We start from the raw sequence: 24055 nt of genomic DNA on the forward strand, positions 1-24055 counted from the left end.
AAACTCAACGGTACCTGGAAATCCGGATGTTGGGAGCGTCTGATGAAAATCTATGCAATGCAGGGGGACACGCTTGATGCCATCTGTGCCCGTTATTATGGGCGCACGGCAGGGGTGGTTGAAACCGTTCTGAACGCCAATTCTGGCCTCGCGGAGTTGGGGGTCATCTTACCTCATGGCACGCCGATAGACATGCCAGAGGTTGATAGCGCACCGACTAAAGAATCAGTGAACCTATGGGACTGAGTCTTGAGAAAATCACCACGTTTATCGCCTACTGGCTGGCCGTAGCGCTGGCCTGGTTCGGGGCGATGTCTCCTGAAAAAGTCGCGCTATACGTGGGAAGCCTCTGCGCCATTTTTACCGCGCTGACGAATTACTGGTTTAAGCGGAAAACCTATCGCTATCTGACCTCTCTTGGACTCGATAAGAAGAGTATTCGTGAACTCAATCATTAAGCGTTGCAGCGCCGCGGGCGTACTGGCCCTGGCGGTGCTGATGCCTGACTTCCGGTTACTGAACACCTCACCGGAGGGGTTGGCGCTCATTGCTGATCTCGAAGGGTGTCGCCTGTCGCCTTATCGTTGCAGTGCGGGCGTATGGACATCAGGCATTGGCCATACGTCAGGCGTCGTGCCGGGACGGGAAATTACAGAGCGTGAGGCGGCAGCGAACCTTGTTGCCGACGTGATGAACGTTGAAAGACGGTAAAGACGGCTGGCGGTATGCGCACCGGTGGAGATGCCACCCCGTGTCTATGATGCGCTGGTGAGTTTTGCCTTTAACGTTGGAACAGGGGCTGCCTGCCGTTCCACGCTGGTGTCATTCATAAAGCGTAAACAGTGGCCGCAGGCGTGCAATCAGCTTACCCGCTGGGTGTACGTCAATGGAGTCAAAAATGCCGGACTGGAAAACCGTCGAGCTCGTGAGAAGGCCTGGTGCCTGAAGGGGATGCCATGAAACCTCTTCTGCTGGTACTGGCCGTTCTGCTGGCCATCACGCTGTGGTTTCGTCATGACAACGTGAACCTGTCCCGCTCTCTTGCTAAAGCCAACCAGATCGCCCGCGATCAAAAAAACACTATCAACACGCTGCTTCAGCAGTTATCCGAAGCACAGCGGATTGCCAGGTCGAACGAAGATGCGCAGGTCAGGCTCCGCGAGGATCTTGCTGCCGTCGGCGAGGAGATGGCACGACGCGAAGCGGCTATCGGGAAATGGGTAAATGAAAATGAAGAGTTACGCCGCTGGTATAACGCTCAGCTGCCTGATGCTGTGCGCAGGTTGCACACCCGCGCCGCCTGCGCCTCCGCAGCACATTGTTTACAACGCCTGCCCGAAGGTGAGCGCCTGTCCGATGCCGGGAAGTGAGCCCATCACCAACGGCGATCTCAGTGCTGATATTCGTCGGCTTGAGCATGCCCTTATCGCCTGCGCGCTGCAGGTCGAAACCATAAAAGACTGTCAGGATAAACTCGATGCACAAACTCAACAGCCTGCGTCAGGCATTAATTGACGCCGTTCCTCAACTGAACGCTCACCCTGATCATCTGCAGATGTCGGTGGGGAGCGGAAATATTGACGCCCGCCTCGCGTCCTCGCTCTCCTTTGAAAAAAAGTATGAACTGAAAGCGAATATCAGTAGCTTCGCCGGCGACAGCGAGGGGGTCTTCGTCCCGGTACTCGCCTGGCTGCGTGAAAACCAGCCAGATATTTTTACCCTCGATGACGGGCGAAAAAACGGGTTTCTCTTTGGCGTCACCATCAACGACGATGGTACGGCGAATATCAGCTTTAGCCTGCAGCTCACCGAGCGCATTCTTGTTTCGCAGGAGCAGGGAACGTTGCATGCCACCTATTCCCCGGAGCCGCCGTTGCCAGAGCCCGTCACACGTCCGCTGGAGCTGTACATCAACGGTGAACTGGTCAGTCAGTGGAAAGCGTAAGTTCACCGCGCTGATGGCTGTCCAGCCATCAGCGTGAACGATTGTTGTTTCATCCCGCATAAAACCCCGTCTCGTTGCTGCCGATCCCCCTGAAGGGCATTCTCTTCTCATGAATACACTCACTTCCATGCACGGTATCGCTCGCGCGATCCGTAACCTGATTCGTATCGGTGTTGTCACCGATGTTGACCTCAACAGAGGGCTCTGCCGCGTCCAGTCCGGAGGGATGAAAACCACCTGGCTGAACTGGCTGACCTGTCGCGCCGGCCGTTCGCGCGTGTGGTGGGCGCCGTCCGAGGGAGAACAAGTGCTGCTGCTGGCCATCGGCGGTGAGCTTGATACCGCCTTCGTGCTGCCAGGTATCTTTTCCGATGACCACCCGGCGCCGTCAGGTTCCCCTGACGCACTCCACGTCTCGTTCCCTGATGGGGCGGTTATCGAGTACGAGCCCGGGAGCGGAGCACTCACGGCCACAGGCATTAAAACGGCTGACATCACAGCCTCTGAATCACTCACCGCCACCGTACCGGTGGTCCTGGTGAAGTCTGAGACGCGCATCACCCTGGATACACCTGAGGTGGTGTGTACCAACAAGCTAATTACCGCCTCTCTTGAAGTGCAGAAGGGCGGGGTAATGGCCGGCAATATTGAGCATTCCGGCGGTAAATTCACCTCCAATGGGGTGCAGGTGGACAACCATGCTCACGGCAGTGTGCAAAGCGGCGGAAGCTGGACTAAGGGGACGCAATGACGGTGCGCTACAGGGGAATGAACAGTCAGACCGGGCTCAGAATTTCAGAGGCTGAACATATCAGACAAAGCGTGCGGGACATTCTGGTTACGCCGATTGGCTCGCGGGTGATGCGCCGCGAGTACGGTTCACTGCTGGCGGCAATGATCGACAGGCCGCAGAGTCCGGCGCTGCGCCTGCAAATCATGGCCGCATGTTACTCCGCTATCCAGAAATGGGAGCCGCGGATCAGCCTGACGGCCATCACTTTCGAACGTTCGGAGAATGACGGGACGCTGTATGTCGATCTCACCGGCACCCGCCAGACCTCCGGGCATTCCTTTTCTATCACTATTTCATTGAGTTAAACGCTATGGCTATTGTTGATCTGAGCCAGCTCGCCGCGCCGGATGTCGTGGAGGAGGTGGATTACGAAACGCTGCTGGCAGAACGAAAGGCCACTTTTGTCTCGCTCTATCCCGAAGAAGAGCAGGAGGCAATTGCACGAACGCTGACGCTTGAGTCGGAACCGATTGTGAAACTGCTGCAGGAGAATGCGTATCGGGAAGTTATCTGGCGCCAGCGCGTTAACGAGGCCGCGCGTGCGGTCATGCTGGCCTACGCCACCGGTAGCGATCTCGACCAGCTTGGTGCTAATGCTAACCTTGCGCGTCTGGTGATAACGCCTGCCGACGACACGACGTTTCCGCCCACGCCGGCTGTGATGGAGTCTGACACCGACTTTCGTTTGCGCATCCAGCAAGCCCCGGAAGGGCTGAGCGTGGCGGGATCGACGGGGGCTTATCAGTTCCATGGTCGCAGCGCGGATGGCCGGGTGGCGGATATCTCTGTCATCAGTCCTCAGCCTGCGAACGTTACCGTCTCCGTGCTGTCTCGGGAGAATAACGGCGTGGCGTCTGAAGAGCTGCTGGCCATTGTGCGCAACGCGCTGAACGATGAGGACGTCAGGCCCGTTGCCGATCGTGTGACCGTTCAGTCCGCCAGCATTGTCGACTACCGCATTGCGGCTTCTCTTTTCCTCTTCCCAGGTCCCGAAAGCGAGCCAGTGCTCAACGCGGCAAGGGGCCGGCTGCAGGCCTATATAACGGCACAGCACCGGCTCGGGCGGGATATTCGTAAGTCCGCCATTTACGCTGCACTGCATGTTGAGGGTGTACAACGCGTCGAACTGACCGCGCCTGCGGCCGATATTGTGCTTGATGAAACCCAGGCCTCATGGTGCAGCCAGTACAGCGTAACCGTTGGGGGAAACGATGAGTAATGCCCGATTGTTACCGGTGGGGGCGTCGCCGCTAGAGGCCGCGGCGGCGCGCGCCTGTGCCGACATTGAGAATACCCCCGTCCCGCTTCGTCACCTCTGGAATGCCGACACCTGTCCGGCAAATCTGTTGCCCTGGCTGGCGTGGGCGTTTTCGGTTGACCGCTGGGATGAAAACTGGCCGGAGGCCACCAAGCGCGATGTTATCCGCAATGCATGGTTTATCCATGCACACAAAGGAACGATCGGCGCAGTACGCCGCGTGGTGGAGCCACTTGGCTATCTGATCAACGTGACGGAGTGGTGGCAAACCAACGACCCGGCAGGCACGTTTCGCCTGGACATTGGCGTGCTGGAAACCGGCATCACCGAAGAAATGTATTACGAAATGGAGCGGCTTATTGCTGATGCAAAGCCCGCCAGCCGACATCTTATCGGCCTCAATATCATTCAGGACGTTCCGGGCTATCTCTATACCGGTGCCCTGAGCTATGACGGCGACATCATCACGGTTTACCCCGGATAAGTGAGAGCACAATGACAGTGAAGTATAAAACGGTTATCACCAAAGCCGGCGCCGAAAAACTGGCTGCCGCAACCGTCCCGAACGGGAAGAAAGTGAATTTTACGGCGATGGCGGTGGGTGATGGCGGCGGCACGTTGCCGATGCCGGATGCCAGTCAGACCAGGCTTGTGAATGAAGTCTGGCATCATGCCTTGAATAAAATCAGTCAGGACAACAAAAAGCGGAACTATGTGATCGCAGAACTCCTCATTCCTCCCGAAACAGGCGGTTTCTGGATGCGAGAAATGGGGCTTTATGATGACACCGGGACGCTAATTGCTGTCGGGAACATGGCTGAAAGTTACAAGCCATTGTTGGATGAAGGCTCAGGTCGCGCGCAGACTGTGAGGATGGTGATCATGGTCAGCGATATCGCCTCGGTCGAGCTCTCAATAGATACTTCTATGGTCATGGCGACGCAGGAGTATGTAGACGAGAAGCTTGAAGAGCATGAACAATCCCGCCGTCATCCGGATGCCACGACCAAGGATAAAGGCTTTACACAACTCAGCAGTTCGACCGACAGTACGTCTGAGGCACTCGCCGCAACACCGAAAGCGGTCAAGGCCGCCTATGATCTTGCAGCCGGGAAATACACGGCTCAGGACGCCACTACAGGACAAAAGGGTATTGTTCAACTCAGTAGCACAATTGATAGTGTATCCGAGTCTCTTGCAGCAACACCTAAGGCTGTGAAAATAGTTGGCGATGACCTCTCAAAACTAAAAAGCAGCCTGGGTACGGCAGCAACCAAAAACATACAGGAAGCTCCAGACGATATTACTCCAGGTCGGGTGCTGGTAAATGGTGGTGCAGTTGCTATCAGAGGAGTGTCTGCGAGAGCCAGCACGGGACTTTCAAATGCCGATGCTCTGCCATCCAATTCAGTTAGCTTTTGTTATTCGAATGCAACAAATTCACCAGGTTATGAGGCAACTATCCTCGATATTGGTGGGCTTAGCGGTTATCGGGTGCAGTATGCTGCATCTTATGGTGATGGTGGTAAACAGCTTAAATTCCGCTCCCTTAATGGCGATAACAATGTCTGGGGGGGCTGGACAAAGGTCATCACTAATCATGGCGGAAGTGTTTCGTACTTGTCAGATGCAACTTATTACCAGACGAATCCCACAGGTTGGTACGGCTCTGGCGCTTTTGCTGATCAGTATCAAAACAATGCTGCACCATTTTTGATGCCAAAAGGATATCAATCTCCTAACGGTACTTCTATTTATCTACCGATAATTAAGGGCTTTTCGGAAACTGTCGGTCATGGTTATGGAACAGCGATAAGTTTTGGCGTTTATCGCACTGGCACCAACGCTTTTGGAGCGGCGATTATCAATTTAACTGGCGATGCCAGGAATAGTGTTAATTTTCTGTTTGATATTAACGGTAATTTTGATGCCCCAGGGCAAGTTACTAGCGGTGGCAATATTGTTGCCGGGCAGGGTTTATTTGAATCAGGCGGAGCGGTACGAGTTTACTCGTCAAATAACCCACCTCCACAACAGGATTTAAGTCCTTATGCAAGGCAAGACTGGACGTTGCAATACTTTGTTCGAGATGTAGCAATGGGGGCAGAAGGGTCATTCATAATTATGCAAAACGGTTGGCAACGGGTTCCGGCTGGATGCGCAATGACTGGATGGAATGCAGAAGGTCAAAACCCCGGCGGGGATACTATTTTTTATCGTCCGATTCAAAAATACATGTCTAATATTGGATGGATTACGGTAGGTCATACAGCATGATTACACTTAAAAATTTCGTTCAATATGAACCAGAATATAAAGAATTTTTGTTTAATGCTATATTTATTCAATCAGAGGAGGGGCTGGACTGGTATTACCATATGTCACGTTTTCAGCCTGATACACTGAAGATTTGCTTTGACAAAAATAATATTATTCGCTCTTTCAGTCATCAGGTTGATCGCCTCTTTCCTCTGGGGATGTCTGTTTCGGAAGTCGAACCAACAGAAGTGCCAGAAGGGCTGAATATACACGGTGACTGGGTGTGGAATGGCACTAAAATTATTCCACGTCAGTTGACAAGGGAGGAATTAATTCAACAGGCGGAAACCAGAAGAAGTGAATTGCTTGCCGAAGCTTCGGATACTATCGCCCCCCTTCAGGACGCTTCAGAACTCGGCATTGCAACAGACGAGGAAGCTGCCACGCTGTTGCTCTGGAAGCACTATCGGGTGATGCTAAACCGGCTGGATCTCAGCACTTCACCAGAAATTGAATGGCCAGAACGCCCTGCCTGACCCCAAACCCTCCATCCGGAGGGTTTTTCGTTTGTTGTGTAATCCTTTCTCCAACCCCAATACGTCGCATCAATCGTGCGCGCCACAGACAATAGCCTCACCACTAAACGAAGGAGTTAAACGGATGGGCGACTATCATCACGGCGTGGAAGTCATCGAAATCAACGATGGCACCCGCACCATTTCCACCGTCTCGACGGCAATCATCGGCATGGTCTGTACGGCCAGCGATGCGGACGACAAGACATTTCCTTTAAACGAGCCTGTGCTCATTACCAACGTGCAAACCGCGATTGCGAAAGCCGGGAAAATGGGGACGTTGTCCGCTTCCCTGCAGGCGATTGCCGATCAGTGTAAACCGGTTGTTGTTGTCGTACGTGTCGCTGAAGGCACCGCTGATACCGCTGAGGAAGCACAGAAAGAGACTATCTCTAATATCATCGGTACAACCGATGAAAACGGTAAATATACCGGTCTGAAAGCGCTCCTTACCGCGAAAACGGTCACTGGCGTTAAGCCACGTATTCTCGGTGTTCCGGGGCTGGATTCTCAGGAAGTGGCGACCGCGCTGGCCGCCATGTGCCAGAGCCTGCGCGCGTTTGGCTATGTCAGTGCATGGGGTTGTAAAACCATTTCAGCCGCTATCGATTACCGCAAAAACTTCAGTCAGCGCGAGCTGATGGTGATTCACCCTGATTTTCTGGCGTGGGATACCACCACCAACACGACGACCCACGCCTGGGCCACTGCACGTGCTCTCGGCCTGCGCGCCAAAATCGACCAGACGATTGGCTGGCACAAAACCCTGTCCAACATCGGCGTTAACGGTGTCACAGGTGTAAGCGCCTCCGTGTCCTGGGATCTGCAGGAACAAGCGACCGATGCGAACCTGCTTAACCAGGCCGGCGTCACCACGCTTATTCGTAACGACGGCTTCAAATTCTGGGGCAACCGTACCTGTTCAGACGATCCGCTCTTCGTCTTTGAAAACTACACCCGTACCGCGCAGGTGTTGGCCGATACCATGGCCGAAGCACACGCATGGGCAATGGATAAACCCATTACGCCAACGCTCATCCGCGACATCGTTTCCGGTATCAATGCCAAATTCCGTGAGCTGAAAACCAACGGCTATATCGTTGATGGCGCTTGCTGGTATGACCCGGAATCAAATGATGCATCGACCCTGAAAGCGGGGAAATTGTACATCGATTACGACTACACCCCTGTCCCGCCGCTGGAGAACCTGACCCTGCGCCAGCGCATCACCGATACCTATCTGGCAGACCTGTCCGATTCGGTTAACAGCTAAGGAGCTGAAGCATGGCGTTACCACGCAAACTTAAATATCTGAACATGTTCAACGATGGCCTGAGCTATATGGGCGTTGTTGAGTCTGTCACCTTACCGAAGCTCACCCGCAAACTGGAGAAGTATCGCGGCGGCGGTATGCCGGGCTCGGTCTCTGTCGACCTCGGCCTGGACGATGATGCCCTGGCGCTTGAGTGGACCATTGGCGGTCTGCCGGACGTCGCGCTGTGGGCACAGTATGCCTCTCCGGGCGCGGACAGCGTGCCTCTGCGCTTTACCGGCTCCTTCCAGCGTGACGACACGGGCGAAATCTCCGCCGTCGAAATCGTCATGCGAGGCCGTCATAAAGAGTTTGATGGTGGTGAAAACAAGCAGGGCGAGAGCGGCACCACCAAGATGTCCACCGAGTGCGCTTACTACCAGCTGACCATCGATGGCAAAGAGATCATCGAAATTGACATCATCAACATGGTGCTGAAAGTCGACGGCGTCGATCGTCTGGCGGAACACCGTAAGGCGATTGGCCTGTAAACCTTTAACCGGCCGGGACTGCCGGCCGGTAAGTTAACTTTCTGAAGAGTAAAGAAATGGAAAATATCAACGAGACCGTCATTAACGAAAGCGAAAACCCGAACACCATTACGCTCGACACCCCCGTTCTGCGCGGCGAGCAAAAAATCGAAAAGGTGACCGTCGTAAAACCCAACGCGGGGACTCTGCGTGGGGTATCGCTGGCGTCGCTGGCACAATCTGACGTCGATGCGCTGATTAAAGTGCTGCCGCGAATGACCTCGCCGGCCCTGACCGAGCATGAGATTGCGCGTCTGGATGCTTCCGATCTGCTCTCTTTTGCGGGCAAGGTGATCGGTTTTTTGTCACCGGCTTCGGCTCGCTAACATTTCCCGAAAACCTGTCGGTCGATGATCTGATGGCGGATATCGCGGTGATCTTTCACTGGCCGCCGTCAGAGCTGTACTCGCTGAGCATGACCGAACTCCTTATATGGCGCGAAAAGGCGCTGCAGCGAAGCGGAAACTACCATGAGTAATAATGTCAGACTTCAGGAGTTGCTTAAGGCAGTCGACCGGGCAAGCCGACCGCTTAACGCTATCCAGAACGCCAGTCTCTCTCTCGCGGCCAGTATCCGCGATTCTGAGGCGGCGTTGCGCGCGCTTGATGAACAGGCGGGCCGCATTAACGGCTTCAGAAAAGCCAACGAACAGCTCGCCGTGACGGGGCAGTCTCTTGCCCGGGCGAAACAGCAGACCGCGGAGCTGGCGCTCCAGCTCAAAAACACCCAGAACCCAACCCGTGACCAGGCGGATGCGCTGGCGGCAGCCCGCCAATCTGCCGCTGCGCTTAAGCTTGAGTACAACAATTTACGCCAGTCAGTGCAGCGCCAGCGCGGTGAGCTGGCGCAGGCAGGGATTAATACGCGCACGCTGTCGTCAGATGAGCGTCGTTTAAGACAGGGTATCAGCGAAAAAACGCTACAACTAAATCGACATAAAGAGGCGCTTGCCAGGGTCAATCAGCAACAGGAGCGGCTTAATACCGTCCAGAACCGCTACGAGTCTGGCAAACGTTTTGCCGCAGGTGTGCAGCAGTTTGCTAATGTGAGCGCAGGAATGGCAAAGGCGGGCTTTAATCAGACGTCCCGCTTTATTGCCCCAGGCATCCGTTTTGAAAAGCAGATGTCTGCCATACAGGCAAGCCTGGGTCTGCAGAAGGGGGATACCAGGCTGGAGGCCATTCGCCAGCAGGCACGGGAAGTCAGCGTCAGTACAGGAACCTCTACAGATGTGGTCACCCGGGCGCAGGGCGAGCTGGCCCGATCAGGCTATGACGCCGACGGGGTGGTGGCCGCCACTGTGCCGACGGTCAACCTCAGCCTCGCTGGGAATATTGATGCCGCCAAAGCGGTCGACATCATCCGCAGCACGCAGGCCTCGTTTAACCTGGCGAATACGGATGTTGAACGCGTTGCAGATGTCCTTACCCGCGGTTTCACTGCGTCAAATACCAGTCTCACCGAACTGAGTACCGCCGTTGCATCCGCCGCACCTGCCGCCGGAGAAGCCGGCGCCAGCCTTGAGGAGACCACCGCGCTGCTTGGTATTTTGATGGAAAAGGGGATGAAAGGGGCAGATGCCGGCGCAGAGGTTAGCGCCATGTTGAGCCGCCTGCAGACGCCGGATGGGCAGCGTTCTGCAGCGCTGAATGAACTGAAGGTGCAAACCCGGGATGGCGAGGGTAATCCACTGCCGACAGAGAATATCCTCAAGGCGATCTCTGCCTCATTCGAAAACAGCAAAATCGGTGCGGCTCAACAAACTGAATACCTGAAGGCCATTTTCGGTGCGGATGCGATGCAAGGCGCAGGCGTACTGGTTTCAGCGGCTGGGAATGGAACTCTGGATAACAAGCGCCAGACACTCCAGGGCGCGAGGGGGAGCACCGCGCTGACAGCCTCGGTTCAGGGCGATAACCTCGAGGGTGATATCAGCAAGTTCCAGGCTGCATTAAACGGCCTGAAGATTGATGTCTTTGATAAGGCCGATGGTGCCCTGCGCACGCTGATCTCAACCGCGACCGGATGGCTTAGTACGCTCTCTCTCTGGGTCAATGCTAACCCTGCACTGACGCAAGCCCTGGTCAGCGTGGTTATGGGCGCACAAGCCTTTGCCGGTGTCCTGGGCACGCTAGGTATGGTGGTCGCCCCCATTGTGTCAGGCCTGAATCTGGTGATAACCGCTGCCGGGATGCTGGGCACGGTATTCAGCGTAGTGGGGGGGAGCATCATGACGGTGCTGGGCGCCCTGAGCTGGCCCGTTATTGCTCTCGGAGCGGCAATTGCCGCCGGCGCTTTACTGATTCTTAAATACTGGGAGCCCATTAGCGCCTTCTTTGGCGGGGTGATTGAGGGGCTTTCTGCGGCCTTCGCGCCGCTGGGCGAGCTGTTCTCTCCGCTGTTACAGGCCTTTGGTTTCATTTCAGAAAAACTGGGCGGGATCTGGCAGTGGTTCATCGATCTGATTGCGCCGATTAAGGCGACGCAGGAAACGCTCGACAGCTGCAAAAATGTCGGCGTGGCGTTCGGTCAGGCGCTGGGAGATGCGCTAATGGCGCCGCTAAATCTCTTTAACAGCCTGCGCGGCAAGGCCAGCTGGCTGCTGGAGAAACTCGGCGTCATAAAAAAAGAGTCGGGCAATATCGACTCGGCTGTACCGAAAGAAGGCACCTCCTCTGCTGACGCCGGCAGTGCCTGGGACCCGGCGTCACCTGTTTACAGCGGCTTCATGGGATACCAGCCGATGGCAGCAGCGGGAGGGCGTTCTTACATCGATCAGAGTAAAAGTGAATACAACTTCACGCTGCAGGGAAGCGCAGCCTCCGGAACGGATCTGACTCGTCAAATCCGGGAGGCTATAGAGAGCAGTGAGCAGGAAAAAGCGAGACGGCAGCAATCCAGCTTTATGTATGGTTAAGGAGAGAGAAAATGTTAATGGTGCTGGGTCTGTTTGTCTTTGAACGACGAACCTTACCGTATCAGTCAATGGTATTTACAAAAGACTACCGCTGGGCATCCAACGAACGCATCGGGAAAACCCAAAGCCTGGCAGTACCTTGGCGAAGGTGAGACATCCTTTAACCTTTCCGGATTACTTTACCCGGAACTCACGGGAGGGCGGCTTTCTCTCAAGGCGGTTGAGCTGATGGCGAATGAAGGGCGGGCATGGCCGTTGATAGACGGTACCGGCATCATTCACGGCATGTTTATCATTGAGAAAGTCACGCATACGCATTCGGATTTTTACAGCGATGGCACTGCCCGGAAAATTGATTTTACCCTGGTACTGAAACGCGTGGACGAATCGCTGATGACGACGTTTGGCGACCTGAGAACGCAAGCCTCAGAGCTGGTGGAAAGCGCACGTAATAGCATTGGAGGGCTGGTGGGATGATCACCGAAATGAATATCCGGGCGGGTGGGAAAATCGCCCCTGATTTTATGCTTAAGCTTGACGAGCGCGATATCACGCAAAATTTCAGCCATCGTCTTATCAGTTTGACCATGACCGACAAACGTGGGCTGGAAGCCGATCAGCTGGATATTCTACTGGATGATTCCGACGGGTTGTTAGACCTGCCTGCCCGGGGGGCAAGACTGTCCTTATGGCTGGGATGGGAAGGAACACCGCTCCAGCCGAAAGGGGACTTTACGATAGATGCGATTGAATTCCGGGGCACGCCGGACACGCTGACCATCCGAGGATGCAGCGCCGATTTTCGTGGGAAGCTCAACGTGCGGCGCGAACAGTCGTGGCATGACACGACGATCGGCGCGATAGTCAACACCATTGCTCAGCGTAACCGGTTTACCGCCAGCGTCGGGGCGGGACTTGCATCCATCGCCATTTCTCATATCGATCAGTCTCAGGAGACTGACGCGGCGTTTCTCTCCCGCCTGGCCGAACGTAATGGTGCATTTGTTTCAATCAAAGCCGGGAAGGTTATTTTTATGAAAGCGGGCCATGCCGTGACGGCCAGTGGCACACCGCTTCCCTTAATGATGATTGAGCGTGGAGATGGCGATCGGCACCTTTTTTCCGTCGCTGACCGTGAAAATTATTCCGGCGTGACGGCCAAATGGCTGCAAACGCGTGACCCAAAACAACAAAATACTCAATTGAGTATTAATCGTCAGCCCGGGGGGCAGCCGACAGAAGGACTACAGCACCCGGATGCCGCTACACCGGTAGCGGGAGCAGGAGGCAAGGCAGAGAAGCCGCAAGAGAGGCTGGTGGGATCGGCGGAAAACGTTTTTGAGCTCACCACGGTTTATGCCTCTGAAGAGCAGGCGCTCAGGGCTGCAGAGGCGAAGTGGCGCGCGCTTCAGCGGGGTACCGTGAATTTTTCTATCCAGCTGGCGCTGGGACGCGCCGATCTGTATCCCGAAACGCCGGTGCTGGTCAACGGCTTTAAACGGGTCATTGACGAGCAGGCGTGGATTATCAACGAGGTGGTTCATACTCTCAGCGAGAGTGGATTTACCACGCAACTTAAGCTTGAGCTGAACGTCGCCGATGAAAAATTTTCTATCGAAAATGAGTAATGTATTTGCTATTGAGTTCTTTTTGGGTATTATAAATTCACAAATTGTGAATTACGTGGAGGGGTACATGTTTCATTGTCCTAAGTGCAAGCATTCCGCGCATGCGCGTACCAGTCGCTATTTAAGTGAAAATACCAAAGAGCGCTATCACCAGTGCACCAATGTGGACTGCAGCTGTACGTTCGTGACGATGGAGTCCGTGGAGCGTCTGATTGCGACACCTGGCGCCGCTGAGCGTGTCCGAACGGCTTCGCAGACCCACGGTTAGCGACTGCGCCACCGGCTCAAAAAACCAATAAAAAAGCCACTCAATAGAGTGGCTTAATCATTTGATTCTACAGCTAAATTTGGTGGCCCCTGCTGGACTTGAACCAGCGACCAAGCGATTATGAGTCGCCTGCTCTAACCACTGAGCTAAGGGGCCGTGGCGGTGAATTATAGAGGAACTCCCTTCAGCAATCCAGCCATTCACACCTGCCTGCTGTTTTTATAAACAATGCATAATCAATCCTTTATACTTCCATAAGGATGTATCAATGGGAGTAGAGATGATCAACGATATTCTGGCCCCGGGCTTGCGGGTGGTGTTTTGCGGGATTAACCCGGGGAAGTCCTCAGCGCACACCGGTTTTCACTTTGCCCATCCGGGGAATCGCTTCTGGAAGGTTATCTACCAGGCCGGGTTTACCGACAGGCTACTGAAGCCTGAAGAGGAGCAACACCTGCTGGATACGCGCTGCGGGATTACCATGCTGGTCGAGCGGCCCACGGTACAGGCGAGTGAGGTGAACCTGCATGAACTGCGCAGCGGTGGGCGGGAGCTGATTAAGAAGATTGAAGATTATCAGCCGGCAGCGCTGGCCATCCTGGGCAAGCAGGCTTACGAACAGGCGTTCAGTCAGCGCGGTGCGCAGTGGGGCAAACAGGCCATCACCATTGGCGTCACGCAGGTGTGGGTGCTGCCGAACCCGAGCGGGCTTAACAGGGCAACGCTGGATAAGCTGGTGGAGGCGTATCGGGAGCTGGATGAGGCCCTGGTTGTGCGTGGGCTGTAGGGCGGTGTTTCCTTGTCCCTGAGGGGCGGAGAAAATGCAAAAAAAAAGCTCCCTAAAGGGAGCTTTTTCACTGACAGGATCGATTAATCGTCCAGGAAGCTACGCAGTACTTCAGAGCGGCTTGGATGGCGCAGTTTACGCAGCGCCTTCGCTTCGATCTGACGGATACGTTCGCGGGTAACGTCGAACTGTTTACCCACTTCTTCCAGCGTATGGTCGGTGTTCATATCGATACCGAAACGCATACGCAGCACTTTTGCTTCACGGGCGGTCAGGCCAGCCAGAACGTCGTGTGTTGCAGCACGCAGGCTCTCGGTCGTCGCAGAGTCCAGCGGCAGCTCGAGGGTGGTATCCTCGATGAAATCACCCAGATGCGAATCTTCATCATCACCGATTGGTGTTTCCATGGAGATTGGCTCTTTGGCGATCTTCAGCACTTTACGGATCTTGTCTTCCGGCATCAGCATGCGCTCAGCCAGCTCTTCTGGCGTTGGCTCGCGGCCCATCTCCTGCAGCATCTGGCGGGAGATACGGTTGAGCTTGTTGATGGTCTCAATCATATGCACCGGAATACGGATGGTGCGCGCCTGATCCGCGATAGAGCGGGTGATAGCCTGACGGATCCACCAGGTAGCATAGGTGGAGAACTTATAACCACGACGGTATTCAAACTTATCAACCGCTTTCATCAGACCGATGTTGCCTTCCTGAATCAGATCCAGGAACTGCAGGCCACGGTTGGTGTACTTCTTGGCGATAGAGATAACCAGACGCAGGTTCGCTTCAACCATCTCTTTCTTCGCACGGCGGGCTTTCGCTTCACCGATGGACATACGACGGTTGATGTCTTTAACCTGCTCAATGGTCAGGCCGGTCTCTTCTTCAATCTGATGCAGTTTCTGCAGGCCGCGGAACACGTCTTCTTTCACGTCATGCAGTTTTTCAGACCACGGCTTGTTCATCGCGATAGCCGCGTTGAACCAGGTTTCGCTGGTTTCGTTGCCGGTGAAGAGGGTGATGAAGTTCTTCTTCGGCATTTTGCACTGCTCAACGCACAGTTTCATGATGATGCGTTCCTGGGTACGTACGCGATCCATCATCACGCGCATGCTGTTAACCAGGTAGTCGAACTGTTTAGGCACTAGACGGAACTGTTTGAAGACTTCAGACAGTTTCAGGATCTCTTCCTGTGCGGCTGCGTGGCTGCGACCTTTTGCTTTGATGGTGTCACGCGTGACTTCGTACTGGGTACGCAGCTCGGCAAACTTCTCGCGCGCCAGTTCCGGATCGATGCTGTTGTCATCATCGGCGGTGTCGTCGTCGGCATCTTCCTCATCTTCGTCTTCGTCATCATCCATCTCTTCCTGAGACAGTTCAGAACCCACGTGAGTGGCGGTCGGTGCCATATCTTCTTCAGCGTTCGGGTCGACAAAACCGGTGATCAGGTCAGACAGGCGCGCTTCTTCCGCTTCAACACGATCGTACTGCTCCAGCAGATAGGTGATCGCTTCAGGGTATTCGGCAACAGAGCACTGAACCTGGTTGATCCCGTCTTCGATGCGTTTCGCGATGTCAATTTCGCCTTCACGGGTCAACAGTTCAACGGTACCCATTTCGCGCATGTACATGCGGACCGGGTCAGTGGTACGCCCGATTTCAGATTCCACGCTGGACAGGACCTGTGCAGCAGCTTCTTCCGCATCTTCGTCAGTGTTGTTGGAGGTTTCAGCCAGCAACAGATCATCGGCATCAGGTGCTTCTTCCATCACCTGAATACCCATGTCATTGATCATTTGGATGATGTCTTCGATTTGATCTGAATCGACGATATCTTCCGGCAGATGGTCATTGACCTCGGCATAGGTCAGATAGCCTTGCTCCTTACCGCGTTGGACAAGAAGTTTCAGCTGTGACTGCGGGTTTTGCTCCATAAGACGGTATCCACACTTAATTCGTTTGATTGGTGTCGGCGATGGGGCTGCCAACCTTTAAAGCGAGGGCGTACTTATATTTGTGCCGCTGCCTCTCAGTGCGGCTGCCGGGGGCTTCCCGATCGATATTCGGCACTTAAGCCGTTGAATTCATTTTTTTGCCAGCTCCTGGTTCAGCATCCAGAGTTCCCGGCGTTCTTCGCTGCTTAAGCCGTGTGTGCGCTCGCGAGCTATCAACTCTTCCTGGCGCAGCTCAAGCATCGAATCAAACATATGGTTGAGTGAGTCGGTGAACGTTTTTTCTGCAATATCCTTATCTGCTATATCGTCCCACATCGACAGTTTTTCAAGGGTAGCAGCCTCTTTTGTGCCGCGATAATGTTCTAAAAGTTGTCCGGTGGTCAGACCTGGCTGAGACAAACAAGTGTTGACCAATTCTGAAAATAAGCCAAGCCCGGGCAATTTTTCGTGGTTCAAACCCGCCAGCGATGGCACTTGCGGAGCAAGTTCGGGGTTTTGAACCAGTAACCCTATCAGTATACGCATGGTTGTGCGTTTTAGCTGAGGCGCGGGACGAACCGCACCGTTTTCAGACTGTTTAGGCATTAAACGTTCAAGCTGGCTGTCATCCAGAATGCCGAGTTTGTTGCCTAGCTCCTGACGCAGATAGATGCGCAGCGTTTCGCCGGGCACCTGACTGATTAACGGCAGCGCCAGCGTGCTGAGCTGCGCGCGCCCGTCAGGGGTACTCAAATCGACCTGCGGCATCAGGCTGTTAAACAAAAACGTGGAGAGCGGCTGAGCCTGCTCGATCCGCGCTTCAAACGCCGCTTTGCCCTCTTTACGCACCAGCGTATCCGGGTCTTCACCGTCGGGCAGGAACATAAAGCGTAACTGACGCCCGTCGGTCATATAAGGCAGTGCGGTTTCCAGCGCACGCCAGGCGGCGTCGCGCCCTGCACGGTCACCGTCGTAACAGCAGATGACATTGTTAGTCACCCTGTACAGCAGCTGAATGTGATCGGCTGTGGTCGAGGTGCCCAGAGATGCAACCGCATAGTTGATGTCGTACTGCGCCAGCGCGACGACATCCATATAGCCTTCGACGACCAGAAGGCGCGGAGGTTCCGCGTTATCCTTCAGCGCCTCATAAAGACCGTAAAGCTGGCGGCCTTTATGAAAAATATCGGTCTCCGGGGAGTTGAGGTACTTCGGCAGGGCATCACCCAGCACGCGACCACCAAAACCAATCACCCGGCCACGCTTGTCGCGGATCGGGAACATCACCCGTTCGCGGAAGCGGTCGTAGCTTCGTCCCTGGTCGTTGGTGACCAGCATGCCGGCATCGATAAGAGACTTACGATCTTCGCTATTGCCGCCAAAACGCTTTAACACGTTGTCCCAGCCGGGCGGGGCGTAACCAATAGCGAAACGCGCAATCACATCGTCACTCAGTCCGCGCGCTGTCAGGTACTGACGCGCAGGCTCAGCAGCAGCGTGCTTAAGAGACTGTTGATAAAACGAGTTCAGACCATCCATCAGTTGGTACAGCGTTTGCCGTTGATGGCGCTCGATCTGGCTTGGCCCACTGCCTGCTTCATACGGCACTTCAAGGTTGTGCATCGCCGCCAGCTCTTCGACGGTTTCAACGAACTCGAGTTTGTCGTAGTTCATTAAAAAATCGACAGCATTACCGTGAGCACCACAGCCGAAGCAATGGTAAAACTGCTTTTCACCGTTTACGGTGAAGGAGGGGGTTTTTTCGTTATGGAAAGGACAGCACGCATGGTAGTTCTTGCCCTGCTTTTTCAGCTTTACCCGCGCGTCGATGAGATCGACGATGTCGGTTCTGGCTAGCAGGTCATTGATGAATACGCGTGGGATTCGTCCGGCCATATGCCCCAAAAATTTTAGTAACTCATAAACGAAAACAAGCCGCGCATTCCTTCCGGAAGCACGGCCTTACGACTACAACTCTGTCTGTCATTGAGGGCTGAGGCCCTCAATTGATTAGTACAGACGAGTACGGCGTGCGTTTTCGCGAGCCAGTTTCTTCGCGTGACGTTTCACAGCAGAAGCTTTAGCGCGCTTACGTTCGGTCGTTGGTTTTTCATAGAACTCACGACGACGAACTTCAGCCAGAACACCTGCTTTCTCGCATGAACGTTTGAAGCGACGCAGTGCAACGTCGAACGGCTCGTTTTCACGTACTTTAATTACCGGCATGTAACTCTCACCTTTGATAAATTCGGTTTGCCGCTGGCATCAACGCCAGCTTATTTCAAAATGGTGCGGAATTTTACTGCAAATGCTGCTGCTTTGTAAAGCACCGACGCGTTTTTGAAAGGGACTTTAATAAGGGTGAGGAGTATACACGAGGCTTCTTCCTGGGGCGAACAAAGTTTTACATCAATCCGCATTGGCCCTACACTGCGCGGTATTGAAACGAGGTAAAACAAGTCATGCGTGTACTGGGTATTGAAACATCCTGCGATGAGACCGGCATCGCCATTTACGACGACGAAAAAGGGCTTCTTGCCAACCAACTGTATAGTCAGGTGAAATTACACGCTGACTACGGCGGCGTCGTGCCTGAACTGGCTTCTCGTGACCACGTGCGTAAAACGGTTCCCCTGATTCAGGCGGCGCTGAAAGAAGCCGGGTTGAGCTCTACTGATATTGATGCTGTAGCGTATACCGCAGGCCCAGGCCTGGTGGGTGCGCTGCTGGTCGGCGCAACGGTGGGCCGTTCGCTGGCATTCGCGTGGGATGTGCCGGCCATTCCGGTTCACCATATGGAAGGGCATCTCCTGGCGCCGATGCTGGAAGATAATCCGCCTGCGTTTCCTTTTGTGGCGCTGCTGGTTTCAGGTGGCCATACCCAGCTGATTAGCGTAACGGGGATTGGCAAGTATGAGCTGCTCGGCGAGTCCATTGACGACGCAGCCGGTGAGGCCTTCGACAAAACGGCCAAACTGCTGGGTCTGGATTATCCTGGCGGTCCGATGCTCTCGAAAATGGCATCGCAGGGCACGGAAGGGCGTTTCGTCTTCCCGCGTCCGATGACTGACCGTCCAGGGCTGGATTTCAGCTTTTCCGGTCTGAAAACCTTCGCGGCCAATACCATTCGCAATAACGACGATAGCGAGCAGACCCGTGCTGATATCGCCCGTGCGTTCGAAGATGCGGTGGTCGATACCCTGATGATCAAATGCAAACGCGCCCTGGAAAAGACCGGCTTTAAGCGTCTGGTGATGGCCGGGGGCGTCAGCGCCAACCGCACGCTGCGTGCAAAACTCGCGCAGATGATGCAAAAGCGTGGTGGGGAAGTATTTTATGCCCGTCCGGAATTCTGTACCGATAACGGGGCGATGATCGCCTACGCGGGTATGGTACGTCTGAACGCTGGCGCGACCGCCGATCTGAGCGTCTCTGTACGTCCACGCTGGCCGCTGGCGGAGTTGCCGGAGGCGTAATGTCTGACCCTCTCCCGCCAGGGAGAGGGGATTTATACGGTTACACCCGCAACATCCCTTTCTCTTCCAGAAATGTCACGATCGTCGCCAGTCCGTCGCCCGCCTTCAGATTGGTGAAGGTCCACGGGCGCTCGCCGCGCATGCGGTGGGTGTCACGCTCCATCACCTCCAGTGAGGCCCCCACATAGGGTGCCAGGTCGGTTTTGTTGATCACCAGAAAATCGGATTTGGTTATCCCTGGGCCGCCCTTACGCGGGATCTTCTCCCCTTCAGCGACGTCAATCACATAGATCGTCAGGTCAGCCAGTTCCGGGCTGAAGGTGGCGCTCAGGTTGTCACCGCCGCTTTCAACGAAGATCAGGTCCAGATTGCCGAACTTTTCGCTTAACGCTTCCACTGCCGCCAGGTTCATTGAGGCATCTTCGCGGATTGCGGTATGCGGGCAGCCGCCCGTCTCCACGCCCACGATGCGCTCTGGCTCAAGGGCGCCCGCTTCGGTGAGAATGCGCTGATCCTCTTTGGTGTAGATATCGTTAGTCACCACTGCCAGGTGATAGGTGTCGCGCATTGCTTTGCAGAGTGCTTCCAGTAACGCGGTTTTGCCCGACCCTACCGGGCCGCCCACGCCCACGCGCAGGGGATGTTTGTAATCAGCCATGTTGTCTCCTCAGGAACGGAATAATCGTGAATATTGTGTTTCGTGGCGCGCAGAGGCGATGGCCGACAGCGGCGTTGCCGCACCCAGCGCGTCGTCGCCACGCAAAAATGCCGGTTCAAGCCCGGCAGCAAAGTGGTCGCTCAGGTCGATAATCAGCTGCTGCGCCGCCTGTTGCCCGAACGGCACCAGCTTGACGCCCGCCATGACCGCGCTCTCAATCCAGCTGTAGCCCAGGCTCAGGGCCAGCTCATGGGCGCTAATGCCCCAGCGTACTCCGAGCCACGCCATGCCGCTGAGCTGGCTTTGCATAAACAGCGTCCGCCACTCTGCCGGACAGTCCGGCTCCCAGCTTTTGATTAGGCGCGTAAAGGCCGCCCCGCGGTTGCGTTCCTCTTCACGCAGTTCACGCGTTTCACGGCAGGCGAGAAGGTAGGCCGTCCAGCGTGTTGCCATCGCCAAATCGTTTTGCTCGCACGCCTGATAAAGTCGGGAAAACAGCGGCAGATCGACACAGAAAAAGCTCTGCTCCATCTGCAGGATCTGCCAGTTTTTGAACGCCTCAGCATCGGGGACCCAGCCTGCTTCTACGGCCCACTCCAGCCCCTGCGACCAGGTGAATGACCCGACCGGAAGGCTGCTGCTGGAGAGCTGCATCAGGCGCAGCCGCTGGCGGACGTGCTCCATCAGCTCATCAGCGCCAGCAGCGCAGAGACAATCAGCCCGCCACCAAAGGTTTTACGTAACCCGTCGTGACGGCGCAGCAGTAACCCGGCGGCGAAGCTGGCGCACAGCACCGTGGCACTGGCAAACATAAAGCCGCTGGTGAAGAGCCAGAAGTTGTGGCCAGACATCTCTACCCCGTGCGCCCAGCCGTGGAACATTGCCAGCGCCGGCACGGCCAACAGCAGGCGATTTTCGGTTTTAAACATCATTGCGCCGCAGACCGCCAGCGAGGCGATAATCAGCATTTCCATGCCGCTAAAGCCGCCAAGCAGGCTGCCTGCAACGGCCCCGGCCAGCATCATGCCGAGAGTGGCAAGGGGCAGCAGCAGCTTGCGCCCGCTCAGGGCCGAAAGTACGCCCGCACCGGTTAGCATCAGCAGATGATCAAGACCCGTCAGCGGATGGAAAAAACCGGCCTGAAAGCTGTCTGTGCCATGTCCGGGATGCGCCAGGGCAGGAAGAGAAAAGGCCAGCAGTAACAGAGGTAAAAACGTACGCATGATGAATCCTTAATGTGAATGAGCGTGAGAGTGACTATGGCTGTGGGCATCGCTGGTATACGCCCCTGCTTCCGGTTCAAACGGGAGGGTGGCAAATGTCACCTCGAGCCCGAACTGGCGCAGCATGTCATCGAGCACATGATCGTGGTGATAGCGCAGCTCGCCGGGCATGATCTGCAGCGGCACGTGGCGGTTGCCGAGGTGGTAGCAGGCGCGGGCGAGCAGGAATGGATCGTCGCAGCGCACCACGGAGACCGATTCCGGCGCGGCGATCACCTCGATCACCTCGCTGCCGTCGTCAGTGGTCAGCAGATCTCCCCCGCGCAGCAGCAGGCCGCGCGGCAGCATCAGCCCGGCTTCGCGACCGTCATTCAGCGCCACGCGGGCACGGCTTTTCACCCGGACATCAATCGGCAGCGTGACGCTGGCGGTTATCGGATGGGCATGGTCAAGGCGTTGGGTCAGGTAGATCATCGTCACTCCTTAAAACAGGAAATAGCGTTGGGCCATCGGCAGAACGTCTGCCGGCTCGCTGGTAATGAGCTCGCCATCAACGCGAACCTCGTAAGTTTGTGCATCAACGGTGATGTTGGGCTGCAGGCTGTTGTGGATCATGTCGGCCTTTTTCACCGTGCGGCAGCCTTTGACGACGGCTATGCCGCTCTGCAGGCTGAGCTGGTGCGAAATGCCCTTCGCATCGGCAGCCTGGGAGACAAACGTCAGCCGTGTTGCATGGCGTGCGGCACCCAGCGAGCCAAACATCGGACGGTAATGGACCGGTTGCGGCGTTGGGATAGAGGCGTTGATATCCCCCATCGGCGCGCAGGCGATCATCCCGCCTTTCACAATGGTGGCGGGTTTGACGCCAAAGAACGCGGGGGACCAGACCACTAAATCCGCCAGTTTCCCGGCCTCAATCGAGCCCACTTCATGGGCAATCCCGTGGGTCAGCGCCGGGTTAATGGTGTATTTGGCGATATAGCGTTTCACGCGGTAGTTATCGTTGTTCCCGGTCTCTTCCGGCAGTGCGCCGCGCTGAACCTTCATACGGTGCGCCACCTGCCAGGTACGAATAATCACTTCGCCGACGCGACCCATTGCCTGGGAATCGGACGAGGTCAGCGAGAAGGCGCCGATATCGTGAAGGACATCTTCCGCAGCGATGGTCTCCCGGCGAATGCGTGATTCAGCAAAGGCGACGTCCTCGGCGATATCCGGGTCGAGGTGGTGACACACCATCAGCATGTCGAGATGCTCGTCGATGGTATTCACCGTGTAGGGCAGCGTCGGGTTAGTGGAGGAGGGCAGAATATTCGGGTGCGCGCAGGCAGTAATAATATCCGGTGCATGTCCGCCGCCCGCCCCTTCCGTATGGAAGGTGTGAATGGTCCGTCCGCCGATAGCCGCCAGCGTGTCCTCAACAAACCCGGATTCGTTCAGCGTGTCGCTGTGCAGCGCCACCTGAATATCCATCTCCTCCGCCACCGCCAGTGAGCAGTTGATGGCGGCCGACGTCGCGCCCCAGTCTTCGTGGATCTTCAGCCCGATGGCACCCGCTGCGATCTGCTCGCGCAGGGCATCAGGGTTGGAACCGTTACCTTTGCCAAGCAGGCCGATATTCACCGGTAGTGTATCGGCCGCCTGCAACATCCGTGCGATATACCAGGGCCCCGGCGTACAGGTCGTGGCGTTGGTGCCTGCCGCAGGGCCCGTGCCCCCGCCAATCATGGTGGTGACGCCAGAGACCAGCGCCTCTTCCGCCTGCTGCGGGCAGATCCAGTGGATGTGCGTGTCGATCCCGCCGGCGGTGACAATTTTCCCTTCGGCGGCGATCACTTCTGTCGCTGCGCCAATCGGGATCGTGACCCCGGGCTGTATATCCGGGTTGCCGGCTTTACCCACGGCAAAGATCCGCCCGTTTTTTACGCCAATATCGGCTTTAACGATCCCCCAGTGATCGATAATCAGCGCGTTGGTCAGCACCAGATCCACGCAGCCGTCGGATGTCATCTGCCCCTGGCCCATACCGTCGCGGATCACCTTCCCGCCGCCGAATTTGACCTCTTCGCCGTAGACCGTGAGATCGTTTTCCACTTCTATCCACAGCTCGCTGTCGGCCAGACGCACTTTATCGCCAGTGGTGGGGCCGAACATATCGGCGTAGGCCTGGCGTGAAATTTCAGCCATTTTTCACCTCTCCCATCACCTCGCCGCGAAAGCCGAAAATACGCTGCGCGCCGCTGACCTGAACCAGCGTCACCTCGCGCTTCTGTCCGGGTTCGAAACGCACGGCGGTGCCTGCCGGAATATTCAGCCGATAGCCTTTGGTGGCTTCCCGGTCGAATTTCAGCGCCGGGTTAATCTCATAAAAGTGGTAGTGCGATCCCACCTGGATCGGCCTGTCGCCATGGTTTTCGACGATCACGTTTTGCGTGTCTCGCCCAACGTTGATCGCAATGTTTCCGGATTGGATCTGGTATTCGCCTGGGATCAT

At 55.7% G+C, this 24055-nt stretch carries 29 protein-coding genes, 1 tRNA gene and 2 pseudogenes; 22 read left to right on the top strand and 10 right to left on the bottom strand.

The window, feature by feature from the left end; all coding sequences use genetic code 11:
• Positions 1-42: 42 nt before the first annotated feature.
• The 20 genes and pseudogenes from QE396_RS20240 to QE396_RS20335 all read left to right on the top strand — a co-directional run bounded on the left by QE396_RS20240 (position 43) and on the right by QE396_RS20335 (position 13486).
• Positions 43-246 carry a tail protein X gene (locus QE396_RS20240; RefSeq protein ID WP_020883600.1) on the top strand — a complete coding sequence of 68 codons (204 nt, stop codon included), beginning with the start codon at positions 43-45 and terminating at the stop codon, positions 244-246.
• Entirely contained in the window at positions 237-458 is a 222-nt protein-coding gene (locus QE396_RS20245) for an HP1 family phage holin (protein WP_014171693.1), read from the top strand. Before QE396_RS20240 ends, QE396_RS20245 begins: the two co-directional genes overlap by 10 nt.
• A pseudogene (locus tag QE396_RS20250) lies at positions 442-960 on the top strand (lysozyme). The gene QE396_RS20245 and the pseudogene QE396_RS20250 overlap by 17 nt, the downstream one beginning before the upstream one ends.
• Positions 957-1370, top strand: a complete 414-nt coding sequence (lysB, locus tag QE396_RS20255; RefSeq protein ID WP_032670153.1) for an Rz-like lysis system protein LysB — start codon at positions 957-959, stop codon at positions 1368-1370. The pseudogene QE396_RS20250 and the gene lysB overlap by 4 nt, the downstream one beginning before the upstream one ends.
• The gene (lysC, locus tag QE396_RS20260) at positions 1270-1515 is read left to right on the top strand and encodes an Rz1-like lysis system protein LysC (RefSeq protein WP_072126476.1); all 246 of its coding nucleotides are present in this window, start codon (positions 1270-1272) and stop codon (positions 1513-1515) included. Before lysB ends, lysC begins: the two co-directional genes overlap by 101 nt.
• The gene (locus tag QE396_RS20265; protein ID WP_020883604.1) at positions 1478-1945 is read left to right on the top strand and encodes a phage tail protein; all 468 of its coding nucleotides are present in this window, start codon (positions 1478-1480) and stop codon (positions 1943-1945) included. Before lysC ends, QE396_RS20265 begins: the two co-directional genes overlap by 38 nt.
• Before the next feature lie 109 nt (positions 1946-2054).
• Positions 2055-2696: a phage baseplate assembly protein V gene (locus QE396_RS20270; RefSeq protein ID WP_020883605.1), complete on the top strand. Its 642-nt coding sequence runs from the start codon at positions 2055-2057 to the stop codon at positions 2694-2696.
• Positions 2693-3043 (top strand): GPW/gp25 family protein, encoded by a 351-nt coding sequence (locus tag QE396_RS20275; RefSeq protein ID WP_020883606.1) that lies wholly within the window; start codon positions 2693-2695, stop codon positions 3041-3043. Before QE396_RS20270 ends, QE396_RS20275 begins: the two co-directional genes overlap by 4 nt.
• Before the next feature lie 5 nt (positions 3044-3048).
• Positions 3049-3957: a baseplate assembly protein gene (locus tag QE396_RS20280; protein ID WP_014171686.1), complete on the top strand. Its 909-nt coding sequence runs from the start codon at positions 3049-3051 to the stop codon at positions 3955-3957.
• The gene (locus QE396_RS20285) at positions 3950-4480 is read left to right on the top strand and encodes a phage tail protein I (protein ID WP_020883607.1); all 531 of its coding nucleotides are present in this window, start codon (positions 3950-3952) and stop codon (positions 4478-4480) included. Before QE396_RS20280 ends, QE396_RS20285 begins: the two co-directional genes overlap by 8 nt.
• A gap of 11 nt (positions 4481-4491) precedes the next feature.
• Positions 4492-6273, top strand: coding sequence for a phage tail protein (locus QE396_RS20290; protein ID WP_230075037.1), 1782 nt, complete (start codon positions 4492-4494; stop codon positions 6271-6273).
• A complete protein-coding gene (locus QE396_RS20295) occupies positions 6270-6791 on the top strand; it encodes a tail fiber assembly protein (protein WP_020883609.1) in 522 nt (173 codons plus the stop codon). The genes QE396_RS20290 and QE396_RS20295 overlap by 4 nt, the downstream gene beginning before the upstream one ends.
• A 124-nt stretch (positions 6792-6915) precedes the next feature.
• A complete protein-coding gene (locus tag QE396_RS20300) occupies positions 6916-8103 on the top strand; it encodes a phage tail sheath protein (protein WP_020883610.1) in 1188 nt (395 codons plus the stop codon).
• Positions 8104-8114: 11 nt separating this feature from the next.
• Positions 8115-8633 carry a phage major tail tube protein gene (locus QE396_RS20305; RefSeq protein WP_014171681.1) on the top strand — a complete coding sequence of 173 codons (519 nt, stop codon included), beginning with the start codon at positions 8115-8117 and terminating at the stop codon, positions 8631-8633.
• 56 nt (positions 8634-8689) lie between these two features.
• Positions 8690-8998: a phage tail assembly protein gene (locus QE396_RS20310; protein ID WP_020883611.1), complete on the top strand. Its 309-nt coding sequence runs from the start codon at positions 8690-8692 to the stop codon at positions 8996-8998.
• Between the two features lie 32 nt (positions 8999-9030).
• Positions 9031-9150 carry a GpE family phage tail protein gene (locus QE396_RS20315; protein ID WP_014171679.1) on the top strand — a complete coding sequence of 40 codons (120 nt, stop codon included), beginning with the start codon at positions 9031-9033 and terminating at the stop codon, positions 9148-9150.
• Positions 9143-11590 carry a phage tail tape measure protein gene (locus QE396_RS20320; RefSeq protein ID WP_020883612.1) on the top strand — a complete coding sequence of 816 codons (2448 nt, stop codon included), beginning with the start codon at positions 9143-9145 and terminating at the stop codon, positions 11588-11590. Before QE396_RS20315 ends, QE396_RS20320 begins: the two co-directional genes overlap by 8 nt.
• A gap of 11 nt (positions 11591-11601) precedes the next feature.
• Positions 11602-12067: pseudogene (locus QE396_RS20325) on the top strand (phage tail protein).
• Positions 12064-13218 carry a phage late control D family protein gene (locus QE396_RS20330; RefSeq protein ID WP_047366599.1) on the top strand — a complete coding sequence of 385 codons (1155 nt, stop codon included), beginning with the start codon at positions 12064-12066 and terminating at the stop codon, positions 13216-13218. The pseudogene QE396_RS20325 and the gene QE396_RS20330 overlap by 4 nt, the downstream one beginning before the upstream one ends.
• A 67-nt stretch (positions 13219-13285) precedes the next feature.
• On the top strand, positions 13286-13486 hold the full coding sequence (locus QE396_RS20335; protein ID WP_025202983.1) for an ogr/Delta-like zinc finger family protein: 201 nt from the start codon (positions 13286-13288) through the stop codon (positions 13484-13486).
• An 80-nt stretch (positions 13487-13566) separates the two neighbouring features.
• Here QE396_RS20335 and QE396_RS20340 read toward each other — a convergent pair.
• Positions 13567-13642, bottom strand: a tRNA-Ile gene (locus QE396_RS20340).
• A 124-nt stretch (positions 13643-13766) separates the two neighbouring features.
• On the opposite strand from QE396_RS20340, the gene mug reads away from it, so the two are divergent.
• The gene (gene mug, locus QE396_RS20345) at positions 13767-14273 is read left to right on the top strand and encodes a G/U mismatch-specific DNA glycosylase (protein WP_025202984.1); all 507 of its coding nucleotides are present in this window, start codon (positions 13767-13769) and stop codon (positions 14271-14273) included.
• Between the two features lie 83 nt (positions 14274-14356).
• On the opposite strand, the gene rpoD is transcribed toward mug, so the two are convergent.
• The 3 genes from rpoD to rpsU form a co-directional block, all read right to left on the bottom strand.
• Entirely contained in the window at positions 14357-16204 is a 1848-nt protein-coding gene (gene rpoD / locus QE396_RS20350) for an RNA polymerase sigma factor RpoD (RefSeq protein WP_020883616.1), read from the bottom strand.
• A gap of 150 nt (positions 16205-16354) precedes the next feature.
• Positions 16355-18100, bottom strand: coding sequence for a DNA primase (gene dnaG / locus QE396_RS20355; RefSeq protein WP_047366600.1), 1746 nt, complete (start codon positions 18098-18100; stop codon positions 16355-16357).
• Positions 18101-18214: 114 nt separating this feature from the next.
• The gene (gene rpsU, locus QE396_RS20360; RefSeq protein WP_001144069.1) at positions 18215-18430 is read right to left on the bottom strand and encodes a 30S ribosomal protein S21; all 216 of its coding nucleotides are present in this window, start codon (positions 18428-18430) and stop codon (positions 18215-18217) included.
• A 236-nt stretch (positions 18431-18666) separates the two neighbouring features.
• Here rpsU and tsaD point away from each other — a divergent pair, with 236 nt between their 5' ends.
• A complete protein-coding gene (gene tsaD, locus QE396_RS20365; RefSeq protein WP_020883618.1) occupies positions 18667-19680 on the top strand; it encodes a tRNA (adenosine(37)-N6)-threonylcarbamoyltransferase complex transferase subunit TsaD in 1014 nt (337 codons plus the stop codon).
• A 40-nt stretch (positions 19681-19720) separates the two neighbouring features.
• Here the strand turns inward: tsaD and ureG are convergent, their stop codons facing one another.
• Genes ureG through QE396_RS20395 form a run of 6 tightly spaced genes read right to left on the bottom strand, consistent with a single transcriptional unit; the run spans position 19721 to position 24055 of the window.
• A complete protein-coding gene (gene ureG, locus QE396_RS20370; RefSeq protein ID WP_020883619.1) occupies positions 19721-20338 on the bottom strand; it encodes an urease accessory protein UreG in 618 nt (205 codons plus the stop codon).
• Between the two features lie 9 nt (positions 20339-20347).
• Positions 20348-21022 carry an urease accessory protein UreF gene (locus QE396_RS20375; protein WP_020883620.1) on the bottom strand — a complete coding sequence of 225 codons (675 nt, stop codon included), beginning with the start codon at positions 21020-21022 and terminating at the stop codon, positions 20348-20350.
• Positions 21022-21561, bottom strand: coding sequence for a HupE/UreJ family protein (locus QE396_RS20380; RefSeq protein WP_020883621.1), 540 nt, complete (start codon positions 21559-21561; stop codon positions 21022-21024). The genes QE396_RS20375 and QE396_RS20380 overlap by 1 nt, the downstream gene beginning before the upstream one ends.
• A 9-nt stretch (positions 21562-21570) precedes the next feature.
• Positions 21571-22035 carry an urease accessory protein UreE gene (gene ureE, locus QE396_RS20385; protein WP_020883622.1) on the bottom strand — a complete coding sequence of 155 codons (465 nt, stop codon included), beginning with the start codon at positions 22033-22035 and terminating at the stop codon, positions 21571-21573.
• 9 nt (positions 22036-22044) lie between these two features.
• Complete coding sequence (gene ureC, locus QE396_RS20390; RefSeq protein ID WP_309952289.1) at positions 22045-23748, bottom strand: urease subunit alpha; 1704 nt, start codon at positions 23746-23748, stop codon at positions 22045-22047.
• Positions 23741-24055 (bottom strand): urease subunit beta, encoded by a 315-nt coding sequence (locus tag QE396_RS20395; protein WP_020883624.1) that lies wholly within the window; start codon positions 24053-24055, stop codon positions 23741-23743. Before QE396_RS20395 ends, ureC begins: the two co-directional genes overlap by 8 nt.

Origin of the sequence: Enterobacter sp. SORGH_AS_0287, from assembly GCF_031453695.1 — a bacterium.
In the GTDB taxonomy this organism is placed as follows: Bacteria; Pseudomonadota; Gammaproteobacteria; order Enterobacterales; family Enterobacteriaceae; genus Enterobacter; species Enterobacter ludwigii.